The sequence below is a fragment of the Burkholderia sp. IMCC1007 genome (assembly GCF_027257875.1).
Classification (GTDB): domain Bacteria; phylum Pseudomonadota; class Gammaproteobacteria; order Burkholderiales; family Burkholderiaceae; genus Burkholderia.
Window position 1 is genome coordinate 59,999 of the sequence record NZ_JAPVQY010000019.1, and the last position, 24,852, is coordinate 84,850.

Below are 24,852 nucleotides of genomic sequence, written 5' to 3' on the forward strand. Positions count from 1 at the left end.
GCGCTAGCGGGGCGCGTGCTTGCCGATCACGACACGCCATGGCCGCACCCGCCACGATTTGACGAGGCCGTTCTGCACGTACGGATCGGCGCGCGCGAACGATTCGGCGGCTTCCGGCGAATCGCCTTCGAACACGAGCACGGCCTGGTCGGCCGGATCCTGCAACGCGCCGGCGAGCACCAGTTCGCCGCGTTCGGTTGCGGCCTTCGCGAGTGCGAGGTGCTCGGCGCGGAACGGTTCGCGCCGGGCCAGGTAGTCGTCGACGAGATCGTAGATCAGCTGGTAATGCATGGTCGCTCCCGGAATCGGTTGCCGCGCAGGTTCGGCGCCGCGCCGGCTCAGTATAGGACAGGGCTCGGTCTTTGTCGGCGCGGTTCTGTCGGCGCGGTTCGCAAGGATTCGTCGGGTGTCTTCGAACCCGTTCGTGCGGCTACGCTGCCACGCATATTTACGGTCCTACTTCCCTATAAATGCAACTAACGGTCTAGCGCTCCATCGCCATCGTATTGGGTCGTGCTGTCGCGACAGGACCCTCATCGACACACCACGTCTTCAGGAAAGGCGGTTCGACGAGCATATCCCGGACCCGGATTTCATATCCCGGGGAGGGCGGAGGACCGTCCCCAAAAAGGGCCGAAGCCGCTCGTCAGCAGGCCCGTGCGGACGTCGCGCGAGGGCGTTTCCATTGGCCCGAATGCGACCTATGCTGAACGAATCCGGTGCGAACTTCGTTCGCGCGATTCGTCCAGAGAGGTGTGCCATGCCTGTATCAGCCACCCTGCAGGATTGCCTGCGCCAGAAGTCATCGCGGTACGAAGTCGTGTACCACCCGTATAGCCATACCAGCATGGAGACGGCCGCCGCCGCGCATATCCCCGGCGATCGTCTCGCGAAAACCGTGCTGCTCGAGGACGACGAAGGCTACGTCGCCGCCGTGCTGCCGACGTCGCACGCGGTGCGGCTGTCGGACCTCTGGGTCAAGACCGGCCGCCATCTCGTGCTCGCCAAGGAAATCGAACTGCGCGAGCTGTTCAAGGATTGCGACATGGGCGCGTTGCCGCCGGTGTGCATGGCGTACGGGATGAAGACGTTCCTCGAGGAACATCTCGCGGAGCAGCCGGAAGTGTATTTCGAGGCCGGCGACCACGAAGCGCTGATCCACATGACGCAGGAGGAATTCCTGTCGCTCATGGAGACGGCCGAGCGCGCGCATTTCTCTCACAGGATGCAGGGAATGTGGGTGTCTTGAGCGGTTTGTCGCGGCGCTTTGCGATGCGCGGAGATGGCGTCCGGTGGGTCGGACGCCCGGGCATCCGCGCGTCGCTGATTTCGAGGGGCGGCGGACTGGCCGCGGTCCGCCAATGCGCTGGCCGTGAAGTCAGTGGTCAGTGCAGTGGTGTTTTCCTGCAAAATCGTGACTTGACATAATCATCATTATCAACGTAACTAGTTGTAGTGGCTAGATAGAAATGTCCGCTTTTGGCTAGATAGAAATGTCCGCTTTCGGGCCGCGTAAGCTGTCCGGCTGCCGGTTGTCCGGCGCCGGAGGCTGCGATGGCTGCAACGGAGCGGATCACGATGACGATGCGCGAGCTGGACAGGTTCAAGGTCATTCAGGACGTGGCGGACGGCAGGCTCAAGCCGTGGCGTGCGGCCGATCAGCTGGGACTGAGTGAGCGGCAGGTTTCGCGTCTGAGACGCCGCTCCCGATGCTCGACAGATCAATCGCGCGCCCTCAACGTCTTCCTTCCTGAAACCTTCAAGCAGCTAATGCCGGCGATGATTCCTCCGCGACATCCGGGTTGAAACGGGTCAGGCAGTTCAGGTCAAGTGCGCGTATCTGCTCGGTCATGAAGTCGACGAAGATACGAATGCGTGTCGGCAGATGTTGCCGACTGAGATAGCAGATATAGTGGCCGCGATCTTCCGGCAAATACTTCGCCAGCGCGACGACGAGCTCGTTCGATGCAAGGTGGTCGCGAATCTGATAGCCCGCCATCTGCGCGATACCCGCTCCGCGTAGAACCGCCTGCAACACCAGATCCGCGTCATTGAACGTGAGACGGGACGTCGGCAAGTACTTTTGTACTCGACCATCGACGTTGAATTCCCATTCGAAGATGCGGCCGCTCGCGAATCGGAAATTGATGCACTCGTGCCGGTCGAGATCCGCCAGACTCTTCGGGAGCCCGTGCCTCGCCGCGTACGATGGTGCTGCGCAAAGCGCCATCTGCATCGGAATCAGTTGCCGCGCAATGATGCTGGAGTCCTCGATGCGGCCATTGCGAAACGCCACGTCGATCCGTTCCGACACCAGGTCGATCGGCCGGTCGTCGAGCAGCAGGTCGAAGACGATGTCGGGGTACGCCCGCGCAAACGCTTCCAGCAACGGCGCAACGATTTTCCGGCCAAACCCCACCGCCGAACTGATACGGATCAGGCCGCGCGGCGGCCCCTGCCGCAGTTCCAGCATGTCATTCATGGCCTCGACGATCTGCGCGACACCCTGGTGGCAGTTCTCGAAGAATCGCTGGCCTTCGCTCGTCAGCTCGGTCATGCGCGTAGTCCGCTGGAACAGCCGCGTACTCAACTGCGCTTCAAGCTTCTGGACATTCCGGCTCACGGCTGGCCGTCCGACGCCGAGCCGTTCGGCGGCCTTGGTAAAGCTTCCCTCGCTCGCCACTGCAACGAACGCAAGGATGCCCGCATAGCTCGCACCGAAGCTCGCGGACAGCGCATCGGCGCGACCGGTCAGGTCGCGACAAACGCCGTGCTCCGAAGGTTCCAAATGATTCAATTCCGCTTCCTCAGACATGTCGCTCACTCCGATTGCCGGTTGCCGGCGTGCGCCGGCGAACCGCTGCACAGACGAACGCGAATCAGCTTCTTGCAAGCCACGGGTCGAGACCGATGCGGCCGAGTCGCGCACTCCCGAGCGGCACCAGCGATTCTTCCTCGACGCGGCCGCCGTAGTAACGGGCGTCGCGATCGGTCACGACCGTACGCGTATCGCCGACCGATTTCAGATACCGCGCGACGATCTCCGCGAACGGCGCGCGATCCGGGCCCGCGATTTCGACCGTGCCGTTCCGCGGCCCGGTAAGCGCGATCTGCGCGACGAGCGCCGACACGTCTTCCGCAGCGATCGGCTGAAACAGGCCGTCGCCGATGCGGACCGTGCCGTCTACCGTGCCGGCATCCGCGATGCCGCCGATGAATTCCATGAATTGCGTCGCGCGAACGATGGTGTACGGAACGCCCGCCGCTTCGATCGCCTGTTCCTGCGCGACCTTCGCCGCGAAATAGCCGTTCGCCGGCATGCGGTCGCAGCCGACGATCGACAACGCGACATGGTGGCGCACGCCGGCGGCCACTTCCGCCTTGCCGAGATTGCGTGCCGACGTGCGGAAGAAGTCCAGCACCGCCTGCGGTTCCCATGACGGCGCATTCGCCACGTCCACGACGACGTCCGCGCCCGTCAATGCGTCAGCCAGGCCTTCGCCCGTGATGGTATTGACGCCGGTGCGCGGCGAGGCAGCCAGCGCATGGTGGCCGGCTTCGCCGAGCAGCGCGACGACACGCGAGCCGATCAGGCCCGAACCACCGATGACGACGATCTTCATCGCAAAATCTCCTGACGAATGGACTGCATTGGACTGCGAAGGGATACGCGACGGCATCGGACCCCCTGAAAGGCGGTCATGACCGTCGCATGACGTGCCGCAATTGTGGAAGAATCATGTCCTATCCATAAGTGCCAAGAATCGTCGATCGGACTGGTCCATATCGCATCTGTTCCTGTCCGGTTCGCGCTATCCGAGAGCCCGTGATGTCTGCGCCGACGCCGCCGCTGTCCATCGAAATCGACCGGCAACACCAGTTGCCCGTCTATCTGCAGATCTGCGAGCGGTTCAAGGCTGCGATCGCCGCCGGTCATCTGCGCCCCGGCGATCGCGTGCCCGCGCTGCGCGGCCTGGCGACGCAACTGAATACGGCGCGCGGCACGGTTGAACTGGCCTACACGATCCTGGTCGACGAGGGCTATCTGCAAATGCGCGGCGCGGCAGGCACGTTCGTCTCGCCGTCGCTGCCGATCTCGCTGACGCAGCCGCCGCCCGCCCCCGCCGAACACGCCGACCCGCAACGTGCGTCGGTCGGATCGAACGACACGCCGCCGCCACGCCGAGCGCAGCCGATCGCCGTCGCGCTGAGCGGCGAGCCGCGCCCGCTGCAACCGGGGCTCCCGGCGCTCGACGCATTTCCGCGCAAGGTCTGGCACCGGCTCGTGTCGCAGCGCGCGCGCAGCAGCGAACGCGCACTGCTCGGCTACCCGGATCCGGCCGGTTACCGGCCGCTGCGCGAACGCATCGCCACCTATCTGACGCTGTCGCGCGGCGTCACCTGCGTGCCGGAACAGGTGTTCGTCACCGGTGGCTACCGCGCCACGCTGGAACTCATATTGCGCAGCCTCGCACGGGCGGACGAGCGCGTGTGGTTCGAGGATCCCGGCTATCTGCTCGCACGCGGGTTCCTGTCCGAGACCGGCGTACAACTCGTCCCCGTGCCGGTGGACGCCGACGGGATCGACGTCGAACGCGGCATGCAGCTGGACGCGCAGGCACGTTTCGCGGTGGTGACGCCGTCGTATCAGAGCCCGCTCGGGCATACGCTGTCGCTGTCCCGCCGCATCGCACTGCTCGACTGGGCCGAAAAAGTGTCGGGGTGGATCGTCGAGGACGACTACGACAGCGAGTTTCGCTATCTCGGCCGCCCGCTGCCCGCTTTGAAGAGTCTCGACCGGCGCGATCGCGTGATCTATTGCAGTACCTTCAGCAAGGCGATGTACCCCGGTTTGCGGCTCGCCTACGCGGTCGTGCCGGAGCGCGCCGTGGAGCGCGTCGAACGCGTGGCGTGCAGCATGAATGCCGGGTCGCCGCCGCTGCTGCAGGCGGCGCTGGCCGATTTCATCGAACAGGGGCACTTTGCCCGCCATCTGAAGCGCATGCGCGCGCTGTACGGCGAGCGCCGCATGTTGATCGTGCATGCATTGCGTCAGGCGTTCGGCGAGCGGCTGATCGTCGAATTGCCGGTGGGCGGAATCCAGTTCGCGGTGCGATTCACCGACGGGCCCGATGGGCCGGTCGACGACGTCGCCGTCGCCGCACGCGCGCGCGACGCCGGGCTCGCGGTCGTGCCGCTGTCGATCTGGTATGCGAACAGCCACACGCAGCTCACGCCGCGCGGCCTCGTCATCGGGTTCGCGAACATCGTCGACGCGGACGAAGCGCAGCGTCACGCGACAACGCTGCGCGCCTGCGTCGACCGCTGACGCGCGGGCCTCAGCCGGTGGGGTGTCACAGTCCTGCGTCACGGCCCCGATTGGTGTCCGACGGGAAACATTGAATCGCCCGCGACGGCCATACCGTCGCGCGGTGCGCTCCGCTAGCATGGGGCCGCCCTTCTCCATGGACGAACCTGGACTCGGGCTGCACCGGAAGATCGCCGCGCTGCGCATACGATCGTTCGCTCCACCTGTTCGCGAAGACGCCATCTGCCCGGGCCTGCAGCCCCCCTTTGCAACACGCTTCGACAAATGAACGACCGGGAATTCGAAGCGTCGCCGAACTCGAACACGCATCATGAATGACGACACGCTGCAGGCCCCTCCGCTCTCCCTCCTCGACAGGTATCGCGGTCGGGATTTCCAGCCGCTCTATACGACGAGCGTCACCGTGTCCGGTGGCGAAACGGGACACGGCCGCGCATCCGGCGTCGTGCGCTCGGACGACGGGAACCTCGCCGTCGCTCTGCGCCTGCCCATCGAGTTGGGCGGAGCCGGCAATGGGACCAACCCCGAGCAATTGTTCGCGGCGGCCTTCGCCGCGTGCTTTCACGGTGCGCTGAACCTGCTCGCGCAACGCGAGCGGATCAATATTCGCGACGCCACCGTGGCCGCCGAAGTCACGTTCGGTCGTGATCCGATGGATGGCGGATATGCGCTGATCGCCAATGTCACCGTCCGCATGCCGGGTATCGACCGGCAGGTCGCGGAACGCCTTGTCCGCGACACAGAGCGCCTGTGCCCCTATACGAAAACGGCGCGGCAGGGAATCTGCAGTGTCCTCGCCGTGTCGGCGTGACCGAATCTCGCCGGCATGCGTGGCGAACGATTGGTGCCGAAGCAACAACAGAGTGCACACGCACCCGGTACTACTGGCCCACGGGACCCGCGATTACGATGGCTGCCAAGCGGGTCGTGCGATCAATCGCGATACGCAGGGCCGGTAGTACCCACGTCCACAAATCAGGAGAACGGATCATGTCGCAACGGATCAACTACTTTCAGCAATCGCCCGAATTCACCAGGAAACTCGTCGAGCTCGACGGGTTGTTTCAAAAGACGACGATCGAAGCGCCGGTCCGCGAGCTCGTCGAGATTCGCGCGTCACAACTGAACGGCTGCGCGTTCTGCGTCGACATGCACGTCAAGATGGCCCGGATCCACGGCGAGCGCGAGCTACGCATGCATCACGTCGCGATCTGGCGCGAGTCGACGCTCTTTTCGCCGCGCGAACGCGCCGCGCTCGCATGGACCGAAGCGCTGACGCATCTTTCGTCGGATGGCGTGCCGGATGATCTCTACGAACGCGTGCGTACCCACTATTCCGAAAAGGAGCTGTCGGATCTGACCTTCCTCGTCGGTGCGATCAACTGCTGGAACCGGCTGAACGTCGCGTTCCGCATCGTGCCCGGATCGTTCGACAAGACGTTCGGGCTCGACAAGGCCAACCTGGAGTAACGACATGAAGCGCATCATGCTCGCACTTGCACCGCTCGCGCTGTCGCTGCTGATGCCCGTTCAGCCGGCCGCCGCCGCGCCGCAAGCAACGGTTACAACGCTGACCACGGAGCCGTTGCCCGAGTATCCGGGCAAGGAGGTCGAGATGATCGTCGTGGATTATCCGCCCGGCAGTGTCGACCCCGTTCATCGTCACGATGCGCACGCATTCGTCTATGTGCTGGACGGCAGCATCGTGATGGGCCTGAATGGCGGGAAGGAAGTCACGCTCCATGCCGGCGATACGTTCCACGAAGGCCCGAAAGACCTACACACGGTCGGCCGAAATGCCAGCCGCACGAAGCCGGCAAGATTCGTCGTATTCCTGATCAAGAACAAGGGTGCGCCGGTCCTCACGCCCGTGAATTAGTGCAATCGTCGCCGAGGCCCGGCAACGCCGGGCCGTTTCCCCGGTTTTGGACGAGCCAATGCAGGCGCGATCGCGCGCTACCTGGGTCGTACTTTTTGACCATGCCGTGCTGTTCGGCTTACCCCAATTAATCAATATGGCTATTGAAGATGAGCGAAACAATCCGCAATGTGCAGCCGGTCACCGCCAACCTTGGAACAGGCGGAGCAGGCGAACTCGTGCCTTCCCGCTATGCCGTGCGCGTGGGTGACGTCGACGTCGTGTTGATCAGCGACGGCGTTTTGCCGCTGCCGACGTCCACCATGTCGACCAACGTGAGCGAAGCCGACCGCAACGCATGATTCGACGGCCTGTTCCTTCAGCGCGACATGTTCGACTGGGCGCTGAATATCGCGCTTGTGCGTAGCGGCGAACGCCTGATCCTGATCGACTCGGGTGTGGGTGACGGATTCGAATACTTCTCGCGCGCCGGTCGGTGACGCGCGTGGAAGCGGCCGGCATCGACCTGGCGGCGATCACCGATATCGTGATTACACATATGCACATGGATCATGTCGGCGGAATCAACGTTGATGGCGTCAAGGCCAAGCTGCGCCACGACGTGCGCATTCACGTGTCGGTCACGGAAATTGAATTCTGGAAAAACCCCGACTTCAGCAAGACGGTGATGCCGGAAACGGTACCTCCCGCGCTGCGCAAGGCTGCTGCAAAGTTCGTGGAACGCTACCGCGAAAACATCGTGCAGTTCGATCAGACCGTGGAAGTCGCCGCGGGCGTGTCGGCCCGCGTGACGGGTGGTCACACGCCGGGACACTGCGTCGTGGACATCGCGTCCTACGGCGAGAAACTGACGTTCGTGGGCGACGCGATTTTCGAAGTCAACTTCGACAATCCCGATTGGCAAAATGGCTTCGAGCATGATCCTGAAGGCGCTATCGACGTGCGTATGGCGCTGCTCAACGAAGCGGCCGAAACCGGCTCACTGCTGGCCGCGGCGCATGTCGCGTTCCCCTCCATCGGTCACATTGCAAAGAGCGGTGAAGGTTTCCGCTTCGTTCCGGTTCAGTGGGACTGCTGATCGACGCTCGACCATCGACCATCGTCGTATAGGTTGCCTGGAAGATTGCCCGAGAACCGCCGCGAGTTCACATGACTCGCGGCGGTTTTTCGTAAATAGTCGCTAGTCCGCGCGCGTGGCCACTCGTTCAAAGGCACTTGCACGCTCAGTCAGCGCCCACGTTCGGCGCGAACAGCAGCTGCTGGCTCATCGAATGACAATCAAATGTCATATCATGATATTTAAGGATGGCTGAGCGAATGGCTGGGACGCTGCCGGAGCCATGCGCGGCTCGCGCTTGCCGGAACCTGTCGCCGGGCGTATGGTTTATTTCTCTATCGCCCTTTTTCCGGGAGATATCAAAATGGCTGCCATGCAATCCGCGGCCACGCCCCTCTCCGACGAGGAAGCCCGGCGCCAGTTGAAGCGCGCCGTCATCGCCAGCACGATCGGCACCACGATCGAATGGTATGACTTCTTCCTCTACAGCACGGTTACCGGGCTGGTCTTCGCAAAGCTGTATTTCCCGCAATCCCACCCGCTCGTCGGCACGCTGCAGGCGTTCCTGATCTATGCCGTCGGCTTTGTCGCACGGCCGGTCGGCGCGGCGATCTTCGGCCATTACGGCGACCGCATCGGACGCAAGGCCACACTCATCGTGACCCTGTTGCTGATGGGGCTCGCTACGTTCGCCGTGGCATTCGTTCCGACCTATGCCGCGATCGGCATCTGGGGCGCCGTCATCCTCACGGTACTACGCTTCATCCAGGGCGTCGGCGTCGGTGGCGAATGGGGCGGCTCGGTCCTGATGTCGATGGAGTGGGCGCGCACCAATTCGCATCGCGGTTTCGTCGCCTCGTGGCCGCAGTTCGGCGTGCCAGCGGGATTGTTCCTCGCCAACCTTGCCGTGCTGGCCATGAGCTGGATTTCCGGCAGCGCTTTCTCCACGTGGGGCTGGCGCGTGCCGTTTTTCCTCAGCATCGTACTGGTTGCGATCGGGCTCTATATCCGGCTGAACATTCTCGAGACGCCGATCTTCGCGAAGCTGCTGGCCGAGCATCGGATCGAGAAGACGCCGATGCTCGAAGTGTTGCGCAAGCAGCCGAAGGATATCGTGCTGTCGGCGTTTGCGCGGATGGCCGAACAGGCGCCGTTCTATATCTATACGGCGTTCGTGTTCACTTACGGGATCACGGCGCTGGGCGTCACGCGCGAACTGCTGCTGGCGGCGGTGCTGGTCGCATCCGTGGTCGAGTTCTTCACCATTCCGCTGTTCGGGCACGTGTCGGATCTGATCGGGCGGCGGCGGATGTACGTGATCGGTGCGGCTGCCGTCGGCGTGTTCGGATTCGTCTACTTCGCGATGGTCGATAGCCGCAATCCGGTATGGATCTTCGCGGCCATCGTGTTGTCGCTGGTTCCGCATTCGATGATGTATGGACCGCAGGCTGCATTGATTGCCGAGTCGTTCACAGGGCGGTTGCGGTATAGCGGCGCGTCGATGGGTTATCAGCTCGCTTCGGTCATTGCAGGGGGGCCGGCACCGCTGATCGCAACGGCACTGTTTGCCTACTACCACTCGGGGTATGCGATCGCGGCGTACGTGCTGGTGTGTGCGGTGCTGAGCGTGGTCGCCGCGTCGCAGCTCGGCGACTATACGAACAAGGATATTTCACGGGAATACGACGACGCTCGGGGTCTGGGGGATCACGGGCACGCGCCACCGGTCACGTGACGAATTGGCCGGCTCAGGCAGGCGATGACGATCGCAGCCGGGATCCCCTGGCGTGCCGGGCATGAGACGGACGTTGCTCGCGGGCGCTCCGAGGCTCCGCTTCGTCAGCGGCCGACACGCCGGGACGCGCCGCGCGACGGCCCCGGGCGCCGCAGAACAGCGAGCCGTCCAGTCGGGAACAGGTCCGACGACGGGGCGCGATACGTGTGCCGCGACAGTCGTGATCCGGCGCTCGCCGTCCGGCGGGCGCGTTTCACATCGAGCGAAATCGGGAGAGCCGCCGGACGGCGAGATCGGCGCTGTCGCGTAGCGGCTCGCCCGGCGCAACCGGGCTATCGCTCGCTGACCTTCATGCGCGGCAGCCATTCGGCTTCGGCGCCCTGCGTGCCCTTGAGATGGGCGGGAATCGCGTCCTGCGCGTGCGCGTCCAAACGACGTACCGCCGCGGTGTCGAGATGCCGGCCGTCGAACGTCGACTGGCGACGGGCAATCATGTTGATGCGAACGCGTTTTGCCGCCATGGATGGTATTCCTTGAGAAATCGGGACTCCGCCGATTGGCGAAGTGCCATAGATTTACGTGAGAAAGATGTCGCTGCGATGACGCTGCGCGCGGCGCGAACCCACCGTCATCACATCGCGCCGTTTCAGGCGCGCCTGCTTGCCGACCTGCACGCTGCTGCCGAGGATATCCGCGTAGCAGGCGCCCTTCCCTGATACGGATCAACCTTCATTCGACGATACGCGTCGAAATGCGCTTGGCGTGTTTTCGCACTCGAGAGTTACGATATGCAACAGCGCTATTGTGATAAGAAAAGTTATCCACATAGGTGCCGAACATTTCGAAAACTGGCATCCACGTCGACGTTGAAATCCACACCATTCCCGCTGAAAACGCCCGGGTTCACGACGATTCGACCGCTGTACTTCACACGATTTGCCGCGTCGCCGACCGTCACGCCGTCCGAACCGATGCTCGCATTTGTTCCCGCGACGCAAGACTGTTGGTCCACGGCGGGTGTTCGAACTTCGGCTGCACGCGCCTACAGTCTGGCCCATCGGATTCATCGATCCGGTCGGCACCGAAGCCGAAAACCAGTCACCTGTCGAGGGATATCATGAGCACATCCAAAGTCATCATCGTCACCGGCGCATCGCAAGGCATCGGCGCCGAAACGGTCAACGCATTCCGGGCCCACGGGCATCGCGTCGTCGCGACGTCCCGTTCGATCGGGCCATCGAACGATCCCGATCTCGTCACCGTCGCCGGCGACATCGGCGACCCGGCTGTCGCACGCCGTGTGGTCGACGCCGCGATCGAACGCTTCGGCCGCGTCGATACGCTCGTCAACAACGCCGGCGTGTTCATCGCAAAGCCGTTCACGCAATACACGGCGGACGACTATGCCGCAATCACCCGCGTCAACCTGGACGGCTTCTTCCACATCACGCAGCGCGCGATCGCCGCGATGCAGCAGCACGGCGGCGGACACGTGGTCAGCATCACGACGAGCCTCGTCGACCACGCGAACAGCAACGTGCCGTCGGTGCTGGCGTCGCTGACGAAAGGCGGGTTGAATGCCGCGACGAAGTCGCTCGCGATCGAGTATGCAAAGGCCGGCATCCGCGTGAACGCGGTGTCGCCCGGCGTCATCAAGTCGCCGATGCACGCGCCCGACACGTACGCGACGCTCGCATCGCTGCATCCGGTCGGCCGGATGGGCGAGATGAGCGACATCGTCGGCGCGATCCTGTATCTCGATTCGGCGCCGTTCGTCACCGGCGAAATCCTGCACGTGGACGGCGGCCAGAGCGCCGGCCACTGAGCGGCGACAGCGACGATGCGCCGGCCCGGACGGCGAGGACGGCCCGGACGGCGCGACGCAGGCGGCGCCGGCGCAGCGATGCGTGCGCGGCCGCCCTGCAGCGCTTTGCCGCCGGCTCGGCGGCAGGCGGCTAGCGGGTTCGCTTGCCGGGCGCCTGCGCCAGATGTTCGACGAGATAGTCGACGAAGACGCGCACGCGCGACGACAGATAGCGTGCATGCGGATACAGCAGCATGAACGGTCGCGCCCGGCCGCCCTGGCCGGACAGCACCTCCACGAGCGTCCCGTTCTTCAGATCCTGTTCGACGATGAAGCGGTAGGTCTGAAACAGGCCCGCACCGCTGCGCGCGAGCGTGACGCCGGCGAGGACGTCGCCGGACGTGCCGTAGCCGCCGCTCGTCGCGACGTCGATTTCATCGGATCCGTCGTTGAACAACCATGGAATCGGGCGCCCGCTGCTCGGCAGCTCGAACTGGATGCACTCGTGCGCGTGCAGATCGTCGACGGTTTGCGGTACGCCGGCTCGCTTCAGGTAGGCGGGCGTCGCGACGACGACGAGTTCCGCATCCTCCAGCAAGCGTGCGACGAGGCTCGAATCCGCCGGTGCACGGCCGCGGATCGCAAGGTCGAACCCTTCTTCGGCGAAGTCGATGTTGCGGTTGCTCAGATGCGTTTCCACGCGCACATCCGGATATCGCTCGCGAAACGCGGGCAACAGCGGCAGTACACGATAGTGCCCGTATGGCGTCGGCATGCTGATGCGCAGCACGCCGGCCGGCGTCGCCTGCTGGCCCGTTGCTTCGCGCTCCGCATCGACGAGCTGCGACAACGCATCGCGGCATTGCTCGAAGTAGCGGCGCCCGGAATCGGTGAGGCGGATCTGTCGCGTCGTGCGCACGAACAGTCGCACGCCGAGGCGCTCTTCCAGACGCGCGACGGACCGGCTGACCGCGGCGGGCGTGACGCTTGCCGCCGTCGCCGCGAGGGTGAAGCTGCCGAGTTCGGCCGCCAGGCAGAACAGCTCGATGCTGCCAAGCAGCAGATCGTCGAATTTTCTTTGCATGGGCGGCTCCGGCTTGTGCGCGACGTGGCGCGGTCGCGGGCGATGGGAGCACCGAGTGTGCATGAATATCGGGTGCGAAACCAGCGCACCGGCGTCGCTGGCGGCCGATTCCGCCAGCGTGCATTTGCGCGGTTTCATGCAGCGGACGATTCGTTACACCGCGTGTCGAGTCAATTGCACGGACGATATTTACCGGCTTCGAGCGCGTCACTAGAGTGATGGACAGACGGCCTTCGCGACGTAGATCAAATTAAACTTGTCACCGTTTGCGAAGCAAAGTTGTCACTTCGCCGGTTGACGTTGACCAGAAGATGCGAAACGCTCGGAAATTCATGAGGGTGTGCGTTGCGAATTAAAGTTGTCACTGGCCGCGATCTCGCGAAGACCGGCGTCAACTCCCCAATGGCGGCGGCAGTCGCGGTCATCGGTTCCGCGGAACCCAAGTTTGAATGGGTAATCGTGCTGCCGTGATAAGACCGAGCCTTTGCCAAGCGTCCAGGTAGCGATGCCACGGAATTGCGGCAAGCTGCTCGTCGTGGACAACCAGAATGCGTTCGACGGTTGCCAGTTCGTGGTCGAGGAGTAGGCAGCGTTCGCCGAGCTCGACTCGCGTGATGCACGCATTGAGCGCCGCTTCGGCGCGCCGGTATGGCTCGATCTCGGCGCCGCAGTCGCATCCCGCAGGTAGAACGCGAGATAGACGACGCGGATCAAGCAACTGAGTTGATCAAGGTCACCGCGGCCGCCACGCACGGTTGCCAACGCCAGATGATTTTCGAATGACAGCGCTTAGATCTTCTCAGTTGGCAACGGCATCAACAGGTGTTTCGCCAGCCCCGGTCGACCTGCCCGCCGCACTGTACGCTTACTGCCGTTCATTCTTCCTCTTTCCTATCGCGCCGTGCCGTTCTTACAGTGCCCGCACCACATATCCTGGCTCGCCCTGCATAGCGCGGGGCCGCCGCAAAGCGGGCATCGAATCGATGTAGCGCCGAAGTACATTTCGTTTCTCTCCTGTGGTCGAATGTCAGACCAGAAGGATGGGGATGTTCCATCCAATGAACGTTGCCCGGCCGGGCCCGTCGTCGACGCCTTGCGGCGCACTGGATCACTATTTGGCGCGTCGCCGAGTTATTCCAAGCGACTCCATACCACTCAACGAGTCTACAAGGTGTTGACGAAAGCCCTCGGCGGCTGGCGAAACCGCGCGGCTTGCTGAATGGTAAAGACACACTTGGCGCATGACTTCCGGTTCTACAATCGGGCGCATAATCAAACCAAGCGGTCGCGCCAGCAGGCCAACATATGCCGGCGCCAGCGTCAACGCAAGTCCGGCGGCCGCCATCCCGAGAGCGGTACTGATGTTGTCGACGACATCCATTGGCGCGATACGCTCATCGTCTGCGACGCCTGCGCGCATAAGTGAAACGTTACGTTCATAGTCTCGTCCCGCCGCGACAACAGGCTGCTTTCGCAGGTCGATCCACGTAATCCGTCCACGTTTTGAGAGAGGATTGTCCGGCGCACACCAAAGCACCCAAGGACTTTTGAACAGTTCGATACGCGCCACGTCATCACCAACAGCTTGATCGGGGCCGACTGCGAGGTCGACGTCCCCGTTGGCAACCATGTCTACGAGGTTATCAACTGCCGCATCCCGAATCCGTATCACCACCTTGGGATGGGTTAGCCCGTATCTCTTTATCGCAGTGGGCATCATCGTCGTCGCGATTACCAGCGGAGCTGCAATCCGAACGATCCCTGCAGCGCGATTCCGTATATCGTCCGCCGCGGCCTGAGCCAGTTCGATATTCCTCATCACGCTCTTAGCGTGAACGACGAACTCCCGTCCGGCCGGCGACAGTGCGACGCTGCGCGTGGTGCGATCGAACAGACGAAAGCCCACACCGCTTTCCAGTTCCGCAATGAGCAGACTTACGGCGGACGGCGACAGGTTCAGGCGCTCGCCGGCCCGCGCAAAGCTGCGGACGTCCGCCACGGCAAGGAAAGCAGCAAGCTGCCTTGGTGTGAATCGCGCCCCGGACATAACTTCTTCCATTGACAAGTTTTTCTCAATAATAGGCCAGAAATCATCGTTTGTCTTATTGAATAGCCCGACGCAAACTTTCGCCACAAAGACCGACTATTCCAACTCAGGAGACACATTGTGGCGCAATCATTCACCGCGCATCTCGAGCTGGAGGAACAGCTCGAAGAACGCGCTTACTCGATCGTTACCTGGCGGCTTGTGCCGTTCCTCTGTCTGTGCTTCGTCATCGCGTTCCTCGATCGCGTCAACATCGCGTTCGCGAAATTGCAGATGGTGTCGGAGCTGGGCTGGAGCGAGCAGATCTACGGTTTCGGCGCCGGAATCTTTTTTCTCGCGTATTTCGTATGCGAGGTTCCGAGCAATCTGATCATGCATCGGGTCGGCGCACGCCGCTGGATCGCCCGAATCATGATTTCCTGGGCCGTGCTGACGGGCCTCATGGCATTCGTGCACACGACGACGGCCTTCTATGTGATCCGCTTCCTGATTGGCGCCGCCGAAGCGGGCTTCTTCCCTGGGATCATCCTCTACCTGACATATTGGTATCCAGCGAAGCGCCGAAGCCGCGTGATCGCAACATTCATGACCGCCATTCCGATCGCCGGCGTCTGCGGCGGCATTCTCTCAGGATGGATTCTGTCGACGTTTCACGGCGCGGCTGGATTATCCGGGTGGCAATGGCTGTTTGTGCTCGAGAGCGTACCGTCGCTGGTTGTCGGCATCGCGGCACTGTTCTATCTCGACGACAGTATCCGCAACGCGAAGTGGCTGAACGACGAAGCGCGCGTCCGGCTGATGGCGAACATCGAAGCGGAGTCGCAAAGCAAACAAACAGTATCGCTTTCCGAAGCATTGCGTCGGCCCGCAGTATGGCTGCTGGCATTGGCGTACTTCGGTGCCGCGATGGGACAGTATGGCTTCGGTTTCTGGCTTCCGTCGATCATCAAACATATGGGCGTCGCGTCTGCGCTGAACGTGGGCCTGCTGTCCGCGATTCCATACGCGTTCGGCATTGGCGCAATGCTGGCGGTCGGCCGTAGCGCGGATCGAAGCGGTGAACATCGCTGGCACTACCTCATACCGTGCGCTGCGGCGGCTCTCGGGCTCATCGCAAGTGCACTGTACAGCGGCCAGCAGGTGGTTTCGCTTGCGGCGTTGACGGTTGCATGCATGGGATTGCAGTGCCTTGCGCCTGTGTTCTGGCGCATTCCAACTTCGTTGCTGGGTGGGGTTGCTGCGGCCGCTGGCATCGCACTGGTCAATTCGATCGGCAACCTTGCCGGGTTCGTCAGCCCTTACATGATCGGTTGGATCGTAGACCGCACGGGCAGCGCGAGCGTCGCGCTTTACGTCACTGCAGCGTTTCTGCTGCTGTCGGCCGGTATCGTCGCTGCGATGCCGCGCAATGCCGGGCGGGATCGGCAACTCAACATCGGACACACTCAATGACTCCGTTCATCGAACAGCCTGTCGACCTATTCGTCGCAGCGCTCGAAAGCACGCTCGGCGACAGCTCGGTCGTGCTCGACTCGTCTGTCGCGTTGGCCCACGCCGGCGACTGGAGTGAAGCACCACATTGCATTCCGGGCATCGTCGTGTTCCCGCGCACGCCGCAACAGGTGGCGGCGACACTTGAGATCTGCAGCCGCTTTCGTCGCCGTGCTGTCGTGCAAGGCGGCTTGACGGGTCTCGCCGGTGGCGCGACGCCGCGCGAAGGGGAAATCGCGCTTTCGTTATCGAAGCTCGATTCAATCGAGGAAATCGACACCGTAGGCGGCACCGCCACCGTGCAGGCTGGCGTCGTTCTCGAAGAATTGCAGCAATGCGTCGAAGAACAAGGCTGGTACTTTCCGCTCGATCTCGGCGCTCGCGGTTCATGCCAGATCGGCGGCAACGCCGCTGTCAATGCTGGTGGTAACCGTGTGATCCGGTTCGGCACAATGCGCGATATGGTGCTTGGCCTCGAAGTCGCGTTGCCCGACGGGCGTCTGCTCAGCATGCTCAATCGCGTCACGAAAAACGCGACCGGCGTAGATCTGAAGCACCTGTTCATCGGCAGCGAAGGTACTTTGGGCGTGATTACCAGACTCGTCCTTAAGCTTTCCCCCCTCCCTACGAGCGCATGCACCGCGCTCTGTGCGCTTCCATCGTTCGACGCCGCAACGCAGCTCATACGCGACGCTCGTGCCACACTGCCGGGCCTATCCGCGTTCGAGGTCATGTGGGACGACTTCATGGTCGCCGCTCGCGAGGTCCACATGTTACGACCAGCCTTCGACGCCCCCGCGCCGGTGTACGCATTGCTGGAGACGCTCGGTACCGACGAAGCGGGCGAACGGCGACAACTCGAGGCGTTTCTGGCCGATGCGTTCGACCACGGTCTCGTGACCGATGCCGTCGTGGCCCAATCGATCGACGACGCGCAGCGGCTTTGGGCCTATCGCGAGGCCATAGGCGAACTGCTGGCGCATCTCAAGCCGCACGCTGCTTTCGATGTCGGCATTCCGATGGCAACAATGGGGCGGTTCGTCGATTCGACGCACAAAGCGCTGACGCAGCAGTTTGCACGCCAACGCCACCTGTTCTTCGGCCATATCGGCGACGGAAACCTTCACGTGCTTTCGGGTCCCCACGACAGCCCGGACGACCTGCATCGCGTTGAAGATCTCGTCTACCGGGCAGTCGCCGACGTGGGCGGCTCGATCTCCGCCGAGCACGGCATCGGAGTCGTGAAGCGAGACTTTCTTCACCATAGCCGTTCTGCTGACGAGATTGCATTGATGCAAGCGATCAAGGATCTGCTGGACCCGGCAGGCGTACTCAATGCTGGTCGGATTCTACGAAAAGACTGAACGGAAGATACATGAAGATAATCGTCGCGGTGAAACGAGTGGTCGATTACAACGTGAAGGTCCGCGTGAAGTCGGACAACGCGGGCGTCGACATCGCGAACGTGAAGATGTCGATGAACCCGTTCGACGAAATCGCCGTTGAAGAAGCCGTGCGCCTGAAGGAAGCGGGCGTCGCGACCGAAGTGATCGCGGTGTCGGTGGGCGTGACGCAAGCGCAGGAAACGCTGCGCACGGCGCTGGCGATCGGCGCGGATCGCGCGATCCTGGTCGAGTCGAGCGACGGCGTCGAGCCGCTGGCCGTCGCGAAGATCCTGAAGGCGCTGGTCGACAAGGAGCAGCCGCAGCTGGTGATCGTCGGCAAGCAGGCGATCGACGACGATTCGAACCAGACGGGCCAGATGCTGGCCGCGTTGGCCGGCCTGCCGCAAGCGACGTTTGCGTCGAAGGTCACGATCGCCGACGGTAAGGCTACCGTTGCGCGCGAAGTCGACGGCGGCGCGGAAACGCTGTCGCTTCAACTGCCCGCAGTCGTGACGACCGACCTGCGCCTGAACGAGCCGCGCTACGTGACGCTGCCGAACATCATGAAGGCGAAGAAGAAGCCGCTGGAAACGGTGAAGCCGGAAGACCTCGGCGTGGATGTCACGCCGCGTCTGAAGACGCTGAAGGTGGTCGAGCCGCCGAAGCGCGCAGCCGGCGTGAAGGTGCCGGACGTGAAGACGCTGGTCGAGAAGCTGAAGACCGAAGCCAAGGTGCTGTAAGAGGGAGCGCAAAGAAATGACGATTCTGGTGATTGCAGAACACGACAACGCGTCGATCAAGGCCGCGACGCTGAACACGGTGGCAGCGGCGGCGAAGATTGGCGGTGACATCCATGTGCTGGTGGCAGGGCACAACGCGCAAGCCGCGGCCGATGCAGCAGCGAAGATCGCAGGCGTGTCGAAGGTACTGCTGGCCGATGCGCCGCAGCTCGCGAGCGGTCTTGCAGAGAACATCGAAGCGACCGCGCTGAACATCGCGAAGGACTACTCGCACATCCTCGCGCCGGCGACCGCGTACGGCAAGAACATCGCGCCGCGCATCGCCGCGAAGCTGGACGTCGCGCAGATCTCGGACATCACGGCGGTCGATTCGGCCGACACGTTCGAACGTCCGATCTACGCGGGCAACGCGATCGCGACGGTGCAGTCGAGCGACCCGATCAAGGTGATCACGGTGCGCGCAACGGGTTTCAACCCGGTGGCGGCGGAAGGCGACAGCGCATCGGTCGACAAGATCGACGCGGCGGCAGACGCCGGCAAGTCGCAGTTCGTGAGCCGTGAAGTGACGAAGCTGGACCGTCCGGAACTGACGTCGGCGAGCATCATCGTGTCGGGCGGCCGCGGTCTGGGCAGCGGCGAAAACTACACGAAGGTTCTGGAACCGCTGGCGGACAAGCTTCAGGCAGCACTCGGCGCATCGCGCGCGGCAGTCGACGCAGGCTACGTGCCGAACGACTATCAGGTTGGCCAGACCGGCAAGATCGTCGCACCGCAGTTGTACATTGCAGTCGGCATCTCGGGTGCGATCCAGCATCTGGCCGGCATGAAGGATTCGAAGGTGATCGTCGCGATCAACAAGGATCCGGAAGCACCGATCTTCAGCGTGGCCGATTACGGCCTCGTCGGCGATCTGTTTTCTCTGGTGCCGGAGCTCGTCGGCGAACTCTGCAGTAATGCGGCCTGACCCTGTACATTTCGCGGAGAAGCACAATGACTGATCTTTTTGAGAACCCAATGGGGCTGACGGGATTCGAGTTCGTCGAATTCGCGTCCCCTATTCCCGGCATCCTCGAAACCGTGTTGGAAAAACTCGGTTTCACGCTGGTTGCGCACCATCGTTCGAAAGACGTGTTGCTGTACCGACAAGGCGATATCAATTTCATCGTCAACCGTCAGCCACAAAGCCAGGCTGCGTACTTCGCTGCTGAGCACGGTCCGAGCGCCTGCGGGATGGCGTTCCGCGTCCGCGATGCCCACCGTGCCTACGATCGCGCCCTCGCAATGGGCGCCCAGCCCGTCGACATTCCGACTGGGCCGATGGAACTGCGGCTCCCCGCGATTCGCGGCATCGGCGGCGCACCGATCTACCTGATCGACCGGTTCGAAGATGGCCAGTCCATCTACGACATTGACTTTTCGTTCATCGAAGGCGTTGACCGACATCCGGTCGGGCACGGTTTGACGCGCATCGATCATCTGACGCACAACGTCTACCGCGGCCGAATGGCGCACTGGGCCGGATTCTACGAGAAGCTCTTCAACTTCCGCGAGATTCGCTACTTCGATATACAGGGCGAGTACACGGGCCTCGCTTCGCGGGCGATGACAGCGCCTGACGGCAAAATTCGCATCCCGCTCAACGAGGAGTCGTCGCGCGGCAGCGGACAGATCGAGGAATTCTTGATGCAGTTCAACGGCGAAGGAATACAGCATATCGCCCTCTCTACGGATAACCTCGTGGACACGATCGACCGGTTGCAGTTCGCCGGTGTGCCGTTGATGACCGCGCCCAACGATTTCTACTACGACGCGCTGGAAGCGCGATTGCCGGGGCATGGTCAGCCGGTCGACCAATTGAAGATGCGCGGCATTCTGCTGGACGGCAACACGGCAGATGAAAAGCCACGCTTGTTGCTGCAGATCTTTTCTCAAACGCTGCTGGGACCCGTGTTTTTCGAGTTCATTCAGCGACAAGGCGACGACGGTTTCGGCGAAGGCAACTTCAAGGCATTGTTCCAGTCACTCGAACGCGATCAAATCGCGCGGGGCACACTGCAAACCGGACATTGACGGCATGGAGCGCGGGCGGCGTCGAACGTTTGTGTCGGGCTGCCCGCCCGGCGATACGCGACCGCCACGGAGTAATCAAAAGAATCGGGCGCTTGAGGCAGCGAAGCCGTTAGCCCGTCATCCTGGAGACGCATCAATGAATCTCATCAAAGCGCTGCTCGTCGCCGCGCTATGGATTGCCGCGCAGTGTGCACACGCGCGAAGCAGCTTCGACACGGCCGCCCACATCGAGGTCCACCAGATTTCCTCACTCACCCTCACCGACAGTCAGATACTGACCGGCAATAAGAATGGAAAGGCCGTGACGGTAGCCGGCATCCTGCGTCTCGCGAAGCACACGGGAAGACAGCCGGTAGTAGTGCTGATTCATGGTTCGAGCGGAATGGGCGCGAACATCGAAATGTGGGAGCGCACGTTCAACGAGAACGGTATCGGGACGTTCGCCATCGATGGATTCACCGGCCGCGGGATCAGGTCCACCAGCCAGGATCAGTCGCAGCTTGGTCGGCTGAACCTCATTCTCGATGCGTATCGGGCGTTGGACCTGCTTTCGCATGATTCCCGCGTCGATCCGGAGAAGATCATGCTGATGGGCTTTTCGAGAGGTGGACAGGCAACGCTCTACGCCGCCATGACGCGACTCAATCGCCTGTGGAATACGTCTGGTGTTCGCTTTCGCGCCTATCTGCCTTTCTATCCCGACTGCATGACCCGTTATCGCGACGACACCGACGTCAACGGGCCAATCCGCGAATTCCATGGGGCAGACGACGATTACGACCCTGCGCCGGCGTGTGCCGCATACTTCGAGCGGCTGCAACAGGCCGGCAGAGACGCCACCATGACGGTGTTTCCGCACGCGTCGCATGCGTTCGACATGCCGTACGCGATGCCCACTGTCGTCGTAAAGGGCGCGCAAACGGTACGGGCGTGCCGTATCGTCGAAAACGAAAGCGGCGAACTGATGAACGAGGCCACCGGTGCGCCCTTTTCCTTTCACGACGATTGCGTTCAGACCGACCCTCACGTTGGTGGCAATGCACAAGCGCGCGATGCGGCAATCGCCGACGTGATGGCGTATCTCACGACAGTCCTGGGTAGCGGCAACGACGCACCGGGCGACTAGCCCATCGTCACTCCAATCAGGTCCGCGGCGGCGTCAGTCGCGGCCGCCCGGCATGCATACGGAGTTCATCAAGACTTCTTAAGTTTAGCCAGTTTGACTACGGTCTGTCGGGCAAACGAATTTGGCATTTTGGCAAACATTGAATTCGCAACACGCGGAAGACCGCCGGGCACTGAAGAATGTCAGCGCTGAATGCGCAGTCGGTCAACCAGCAAGCGGAACGCTGCAGAATTGTTCTTTCTGGTTGGGTAATAGAGATGGTAGCCGGAAAAGGGTGAACACCAATCCTCCAGAAGACGGACGAGACGACCATCGCGAATCATCGGTGCAGCATGGTCTTCGACGAGGCAGGCAACACCCTGCCCGTCCACCGCAGCCGCCAGGATCATGTCCGGGTCATCGAAAGTTAAAGGTCCTTCAACGCGCACTTTCATTTCCTGTCGGCCTTTTTTGAATTGCCAGGCATAAAGCGCCCCTGAGCCGGGCAGGCGAAAATTGATGCAGGCGTGCTGGGCTAACTGATGGGGATGGGTAGGTATGCCGCGTTGGGCAACGTAGCCGGGCGTGGCCACGATCGCCAGACGGAGAGCGGGTCCGATTTTTACGGCGACCATGTTTGGCGCCACAAGCTCCCCTAGTCTGATACCGGCGTCGAATCGATCGTCCGCGAGGTCGCGGAAAGCTGCGTCAATGTTCACCTCGACATGTATGTCCGGGTAGTCTCTGACGAACTCCTGCAGCACAGGCCATAACACGCTAACCGCGGCATGCCGCGGAGTAGTGATGCGGAGAGTGCCCCGGGGGCTTTCCCGTAGAGAGCCGACAGTACCAAGTGTTAGGTCAATGGCTTCGAAAGCAGGCTTCAGTCCCTGCAAGAAGGTTTCGCCTGCCGGAGTCAACGCGACGCTCCGTGTCGTGCGCGTCAGAAGACGAACACCGAGCCGCGTTTCAAGCCGCCGCAAAGTGTGGCTTAGGGCGGATTGCGACGTCAGCAGGCGAGCTGCGGCGCGCGTGAAACTCCTTTCCTCTGCAACAGCGACGAAGGCATTCAGGTCGATTAGGTCATCTCGGTTCATACGTTTTCCGCCCCAGTTTCATGATTTGCCAATATAACTGTTTTTCTTATTTATACCTGTAATTCAATGGTGTAAACCAGCAAAATGATGGCGTTCAAGACGAGTAACAGATGACGAGCAATATTCCCCGCACATCGTCTTGTCTCCAACCACCACGGACGAAACAGCCATGACAAATCATTCGCGTCGAACTTTCCTCGCAGGAGCCGCAGCCGCCGCAGTCGCGACGCTGTCGCCGGGGAAATACGCAACGGCTCGCGAGGCTTCATCGCCGGCCATGACCGCACCCATACCCGGAGTGTTCCGGCGGACTGTCGGGAAGATCGAGATGCTTTCCGTCTCCGATGGCGCCAACAGCTTTTCCCGTCGAGAAAACTTCGTTTCGAATGTTCCGCCAGCGGACGTCGTCCGCGCACTGCAGGCGGCTCGTTTGCCGACAGACACCATTACGCTAACGTTCACCCCCGTCGTCCTCAAAACTGACAGGCGCGTGGTCGTAATTGATACTGGACTCGGGGAAGCGGCCTTCAGACAGAGCAACGGCGTCGGCGGACAGTTCCATACCAACCTTGAAGCGGCCGGCTACGATGCGGCCGCCGTCGACCGGGTATTGATCACGCATTTCCATGCCGATCACATTGGTGGACTGGTGACAGCAGATGGCCGCGCGGCATTTCCGAATTCGGAAATCTGGGTACCGGCAGCCGAATACGCGTTTTGGCTGAACAACGCAAACATGGCGCGAGCGGAATCGGAAGCCACAATGGCAAATTTCCAGCGCGCACGCCGCATTTTCGGGATTCTCGGCGATTCCGTCAGAACATTCGAGCCGGACACAGAGGTTGCACCGGGCGTCACGTCCATGGCCACACACGGTCACACGCCGGGACATACGTCCTTCGTCGTCGAATCTGGCGCCGATAAGTTGGTCATTCAAGGCGACGTGACCACACATCCAGCGCTATTCATCCGCCATCCGGACTGGCACGGAGCCACGGACATGGATCCTGAGATGGCACAGCAAGCACGAATCAAACTGTATGACCGGGCCGTAGCGGAAGGGATGCTCATTCAAGGATTCCACTTTCCATTTCCGGCTTTGGGCCACTTGGCGCGAGAACAGGACGGCTATCGATTGATTCCTATTGGCTAAGGAGCGCGCACGCGCGCGACGCAGCGGTCGCCGACGTGATGGCTTACTTGAGGACAGTGATGCGCAACGTCAGCGAGGTTCCAATCGAATAGCGCCGCCATCGTTGCAGACACGACAGCCACGGCGTCAAGCGCCGCTGGTCTCGAGTGCATGGGGACTGGGTAGACGCCTGACGTTCCGCCCATCTGACCAGCGCCTGTAGTCGGCTGGCGTCATGCCGGTGAGTTGGCTGAAGGCACGCCGAAACGACGTTTCCTCACTGTAGCCGCATTGCAGTGCTACCTGCTTAATGCTTGCTCCAGGCCGCTCGAGCAACACACACGCCATTTCGATCCGCACGCGGGTAATGAAACCTTTGGGTGACTCGTTGGTCAAGCTCTTCAGCCGCCGATGCAGGGTCCGTTCGCTGAGACTCAGCGCGCTCGCCAGCACTTCAGCGGACAATCCGGGGCCAGCATGGCGAACGATCTGCTCTGCTTGCAGAAGCAGCGGGTCGGCGGCATTGACGAACCCACGGGGCGCATAAACCAGTTGCGCCAGCGGCAAGCTGTCGGCCACGGAGATATCTGCGGCGAGACGGGCCACATCGGGCCCTGCCTCACGTCTGATCACGTGCAAGGCCAGATCTCCCGGCCGCTCACAAAACGATTGGACCGCCGGATCCGCTTCGATGAGCAGCCACAGTTCGGGGGCGCCGCGTTGGAACAGCGTCAATCGGCGATTGAGTTTGAGGCTGAAGGCGTCCAGCCGGGGTGCGCCGCGCGGGCGCGGCGTCGTAACCGGCCGCATCGCGTTCCGGGAATCGTCCATAAAATCAGGGCCTTACGGTCGGGCTTCGAAGTCTACGACGCGAATTGACAAATTTAATGCGGACAT

The 24,852-nt window shown here is 62.1% G+C and carries 22 protein-coding genes and 3 pseudogenes; 16 read left to right on the plus strand and 9 right to left on the minus strand.

Annotated elements, in window-relative coordinates:
* Positions 1–3: 3 nt before the first annotated feature.
* Positions 4–291, minus strand: a complete 288-nt coding sequence (locus O1Q03_RS18245; protein ID WP_269505202.1) for a YciI-like protein — start codon at positions 289–291, stop codon at positions 4–6.
* Positions 292–760: 469 nt separating this feature from the next.
* On the opposite strand from O1Q03_RS18245, the gene O1Q03_RS18250 reads away from it, so the two are divergent.
* Both O1Q03_RS18250 and O1Q03_RS18255 read left to right on the plus strand, forming a co-directional pair.
* Positions 761–1,249: an aminoacyl-tRNA deacylase gene (locus tag O1Q03_RS18250; RefSeq protein WP_269505203.1), complete on the plus strand. Its 489-nt coding sequence runs from the start codon at positions 761–763 to the stop codon at positions 1,247–1,249.
* A 305-nt stretch (positions 1,250–1,554) separates the two neighbouring features.
* Positions 1,555–1,710: pseudogene (locus O1Q03_RS18255) on the plus strand (helix-turn-helix domain-containing protein); the annotation flags it as partial.
* Between the two features lie 49 nt (positions 1,711–1,759).
* On the opposite strand, the gene O1Q03_RS18260 reads toward O1Q03_RS18255, so the two are convergent.
* Positions 1,760–2,797: a LysR family transcriptional regulator gene (locus tag O1Q03_RS18260; RefSeq protein WP_269505263.1), complete on the minus strand. Its 1,038-nt coding sequence runs from the start codon at positions 2,795–2,797 to the stop codon at positions 1,760–1,762.
* Positions 2,798–2,879: 82 nt separating this feature from the next.
* Positions 2,880–3,623 (minus strand): SDR family oxidoreductase, encoded by a 744-nt coding sequence (locus tag O1Q03_RS18265; RefSeq protein ID WP_269505204.1) that lies wholly within the window; start codon positions 3,621–3,623, stop codon positions 2,880–2,882.
* Positions 3,624–3,829: 206 nt separating this feature from the next.
* On the opposite strand from O1Q03_RS18265, the gene pdxR reads away from it, so the two are divergent.
* From pdxR to O1Q03_RS18295, 6 genes and pseudogenes are all read left to right on the plus strand, one after another.
* On the plus strand, positions 3,830–5,329 hold the full coding sequence (gene pdxR, locus O1Q03_RS18270) for a MocR-like pyridoxine biosynthesis transcription factor PdxR (protein WP_269505205.1): 1,500 nt from the start codon (positions 3,830–3,832) through the stop codon (positions 5,327–5,329).
* Positions 5,330–5,639: 310 nt separating this feature from the next.
* Complete coding sequence (locus O1Q03_RS18275) at positions 5,640–6,140, plus strand: Ohr family peroxiredoxin (RefSeq protein ID WP_269505207.1); 501 nt, start codon at positions 5,640–5,642, stop codon at positions 6,138–6,140.
* Between the two features lie 179 nt (positions 6,141–6,319).
* A complete protein-coding gene (locus O1Q03_RS18280; RefSeq protein ID WP_269505208.1) occupies positions 6,320–6,799 on the plus strand; it encodes a carboxymuconolactone decarboxylase family protein in 480 nt (159 codons plus the stop codon).
* A 4-nt stretch (positions 6,800–6,803) separates the two neighbouring features.
* Positions 6,804–7,208 carry a cupin domain-containing protein gene (locus tag O1Q03_RS18285; protein WP_269505209.1) on the plus strand — a complete coding sequence of 135 codons (405 nt, stop codon included), beginning with the start codon at positions 6,804–6,806 and terminating at the stop codon, positions 7,206–7,208.
* 149 nt (positions 7,209–7,357) lie between these two features.
* Positions 7,358–8,286, plus strand: a pseudogene (locus O1Q03_RS18290) (MBL fold metallo-hydrolase).
* 343 nt (positions 8,287–8,629) lie between these two features.
* Entirely contained in the window at positions 8,630–10,000 is a 1,371-nt protein-coding gene (locus O1Q03_RS18295) for an MFS transporter (protein WP_269505264.1), read from the plus strand.
* A 332-nt stretch (positions 10,001–10,332) separates the two neighbouring features.
* On the opposite strand, the gene O1Q03_RS18300 is transcribed toward O1Q03_RS18295, so the two are convergent.
* Positions 10,333–10,521: a hypothetical protein gene (locus O1Q03_RS18300; protein WP_269505210.1), complete on the minus strand. Its 189-nt coding sequence runs from the start codon at positions 10,519–10,521 to the stop codon at positions 10,333–10,335.
* A 596-nt stretch (positions 10,522–11,117) separates the two neighbouring features.
* On the opposite strand from O1Q03_RS18300, the gene O1Q03_RS18305 reads away from it, so the two are divergent.
* On the plus strand, positions 11,118–11,825 hold the full coding sequence (locus O1Q03_RS18305) for an SDR family NAD(P)-dependent oxidoreductase (RefSeq protein WP_269505211.1): 708 nt from the start codon (positions 11,118–11,120) through the stop codon (positions 11,823–11,825).
* A gap of 130 nt (positions 11,826–11,955) precedes the next feature.
* Here O1Q03_RS18305 and O1Q03_RS18310 read toward each other — a convergent pair whose 3' ends face one another.
* The 3 genes and pseudogenes from O1Q03_RS18310 to O1Q03_RS18320 form a co-directional block, all read right to left on the minus strand.
* The gene (locus O1Q03_RS18310) at positions 11,956–12,888 is read right to left on the minus strand and encodes a LysR family transcriptional regulator (RefSeq protein ID WP_269505212.1); all 933 of its coding nucleotides are present in this window, start codon (positions 12,886–12,888) and stop codon (positions 11,956–11,958) included.
* Between the two features lie 421 nt (positions 12,889–13,309).
* Positions 13,310–13,674: pseudogene (locus O1Q03_RS18315) on the minus strand (hypothetical protein).
* Positions 13,675–13,999: 325 nt separating this feature from the next.
* Complete coding sequence (locus tag O1Q03_RS18320; RefSeq protein WP_269505265.1) at positions 14,000–14,935, minus strand: LysR family transcriptional regulator; 936 nt, start codon at positions 14,933–14,935, stop codon at positions 14,000–14,002.
* 120 nt (positions 14,936–15,055) lie between these two features.
* Between O1Q03_RS18320 and O1Q03_RS18325 the strand changes: the two genes are divergently transcribed.
* The 6 genes from O1Q03_RS18325 to O1Q03_RS18350 all read left to right on the plus strand — a co-directional run bounded on the left by O1Q03_RS18325 (position 15,056) and on the right by O1Q03_RS18350 (position 21,747).
* Positions 15,056–16,387 (plus strand): MFS transporter, encoded by a 1,332-nt coding sequence (locus O1Q03_RS18325; RefSeq protein ID WP_269505213.1) that lies wholly within the window; start codon positions 15,056–15,058, stop codon positions 16,385–16,387.
* Complete coding sequence (locus O1Q03_RS18330) at positions 16,384–17,790, plus strand: FAD-binding oxidoreductase (RefSeq protein ID WP_269505214.1); 1,407 nt, start codon at positions 16,384–16,386, stop codon at positions 17,788–17,790. Before O1Q03_RS18325 ends, O1Q03_RS18330 begins: the two co-directional genes overlap by 4 nt.
* Positions 17,791–17,801: 11 nt before the next feature.
* Positions 17,802–18,551: an electron transfer flavoprotein subunit beta/FixA family protein gene (locus O1Q03_RS18335; protein ID WP_269505216.1), complete on the plus strand. Its 750-nt coding sequence runs from the start codon at positions 17,802–17,804 to the stop codon at positions 18,549–18,551.
* 16 nt (positions 18,552–18,567) lie between these two features.
* Positions 18,568–19,515 (plus strand): electron transfer flavoprotein subunit alpha/FixB family protein, encoded by a 948-nt coding sequence (locus tag O1Q03_RS18340; protein ID WP_269505218.1) that lies wholly within the window; start codon positions 18,568–18,570, stop codon positions 19,513–19,515.
* Between the two features lie 26 nt (positions 19,516–19,541).
* On the plus strand, positions 19,542–20,621 hold the full coding sequence (gene hppD / locus O1Q03_RS18345; RefSeq protein ID WP_269505220.1) for a 4-hydroxyphenylpyruvate dioxygenase: 1,080 nt from the start codon (positions 19,542–19,544) through the stop codon (positions 20,619–20,621).
* 136 nt (positions 20,622–20,757) lie between these two features.
* Positions 20,758–21,747 (plus strand): dienelactone hydrolase family protein, encoded by a 990-nt coding sequence (locus O1Q03_RS18350; RefSeq protein WP_269505221.1) that lies wholly within the window; start codon positions 20,758–20,760, stop codon positions 21,745–21,747.
* 182 nt (positions 21,748–21,929) lie between these two features.
* On the opposite strand, the gene O1Q03_RS18355 is transcribed toward O1Q03_RS18350, so the two are convergent.
* Entirely contained in the window at positions 21,930–22,823 is an 894-nt protein-coding gene (locus O1Q03_RS18355; RefSeq protein WP_175877473.1) for a LysR family transcriptional regulator, read from the minus strand.
* Between the two features lie 169 nt (positions 22,824–22,992).
* On the opposite strand from O1Q03_RS18355, the gene O1Q03_RS18360 reads away from it, so the two are divergent.
* Positions 22,993–23,976: an MBL fold metallo-hydrolase gene (locus tag O1Q03_RS18360; protein ID WP_269505225.1), complete on the plus strand. Its 984-nt coding sequence runs from the start codon at positions 22,993–22,995 to the stop codon at positions 23,974–23,976.
* A gap of 126 nt (positions 23,977–24,102) precedes the next feature.
* On the opposite strand, the gene O1Q03_RS18365 is transcribed toward O1Q03_RS18360, so the two are convergent.
* Complete coding sequence (locus O1Q03_RS18365) at positions 24,103–24,786, minus strand: helix-turn-helix domain-containing protein (protein WP_269505226.1); 684 nt, start codon at positions 24,784–24,786, stop codon at positions 24,103–24,105.
* Between the last annotated feature and the right edge of the window lie 66 nt (positions 24,787–24,852).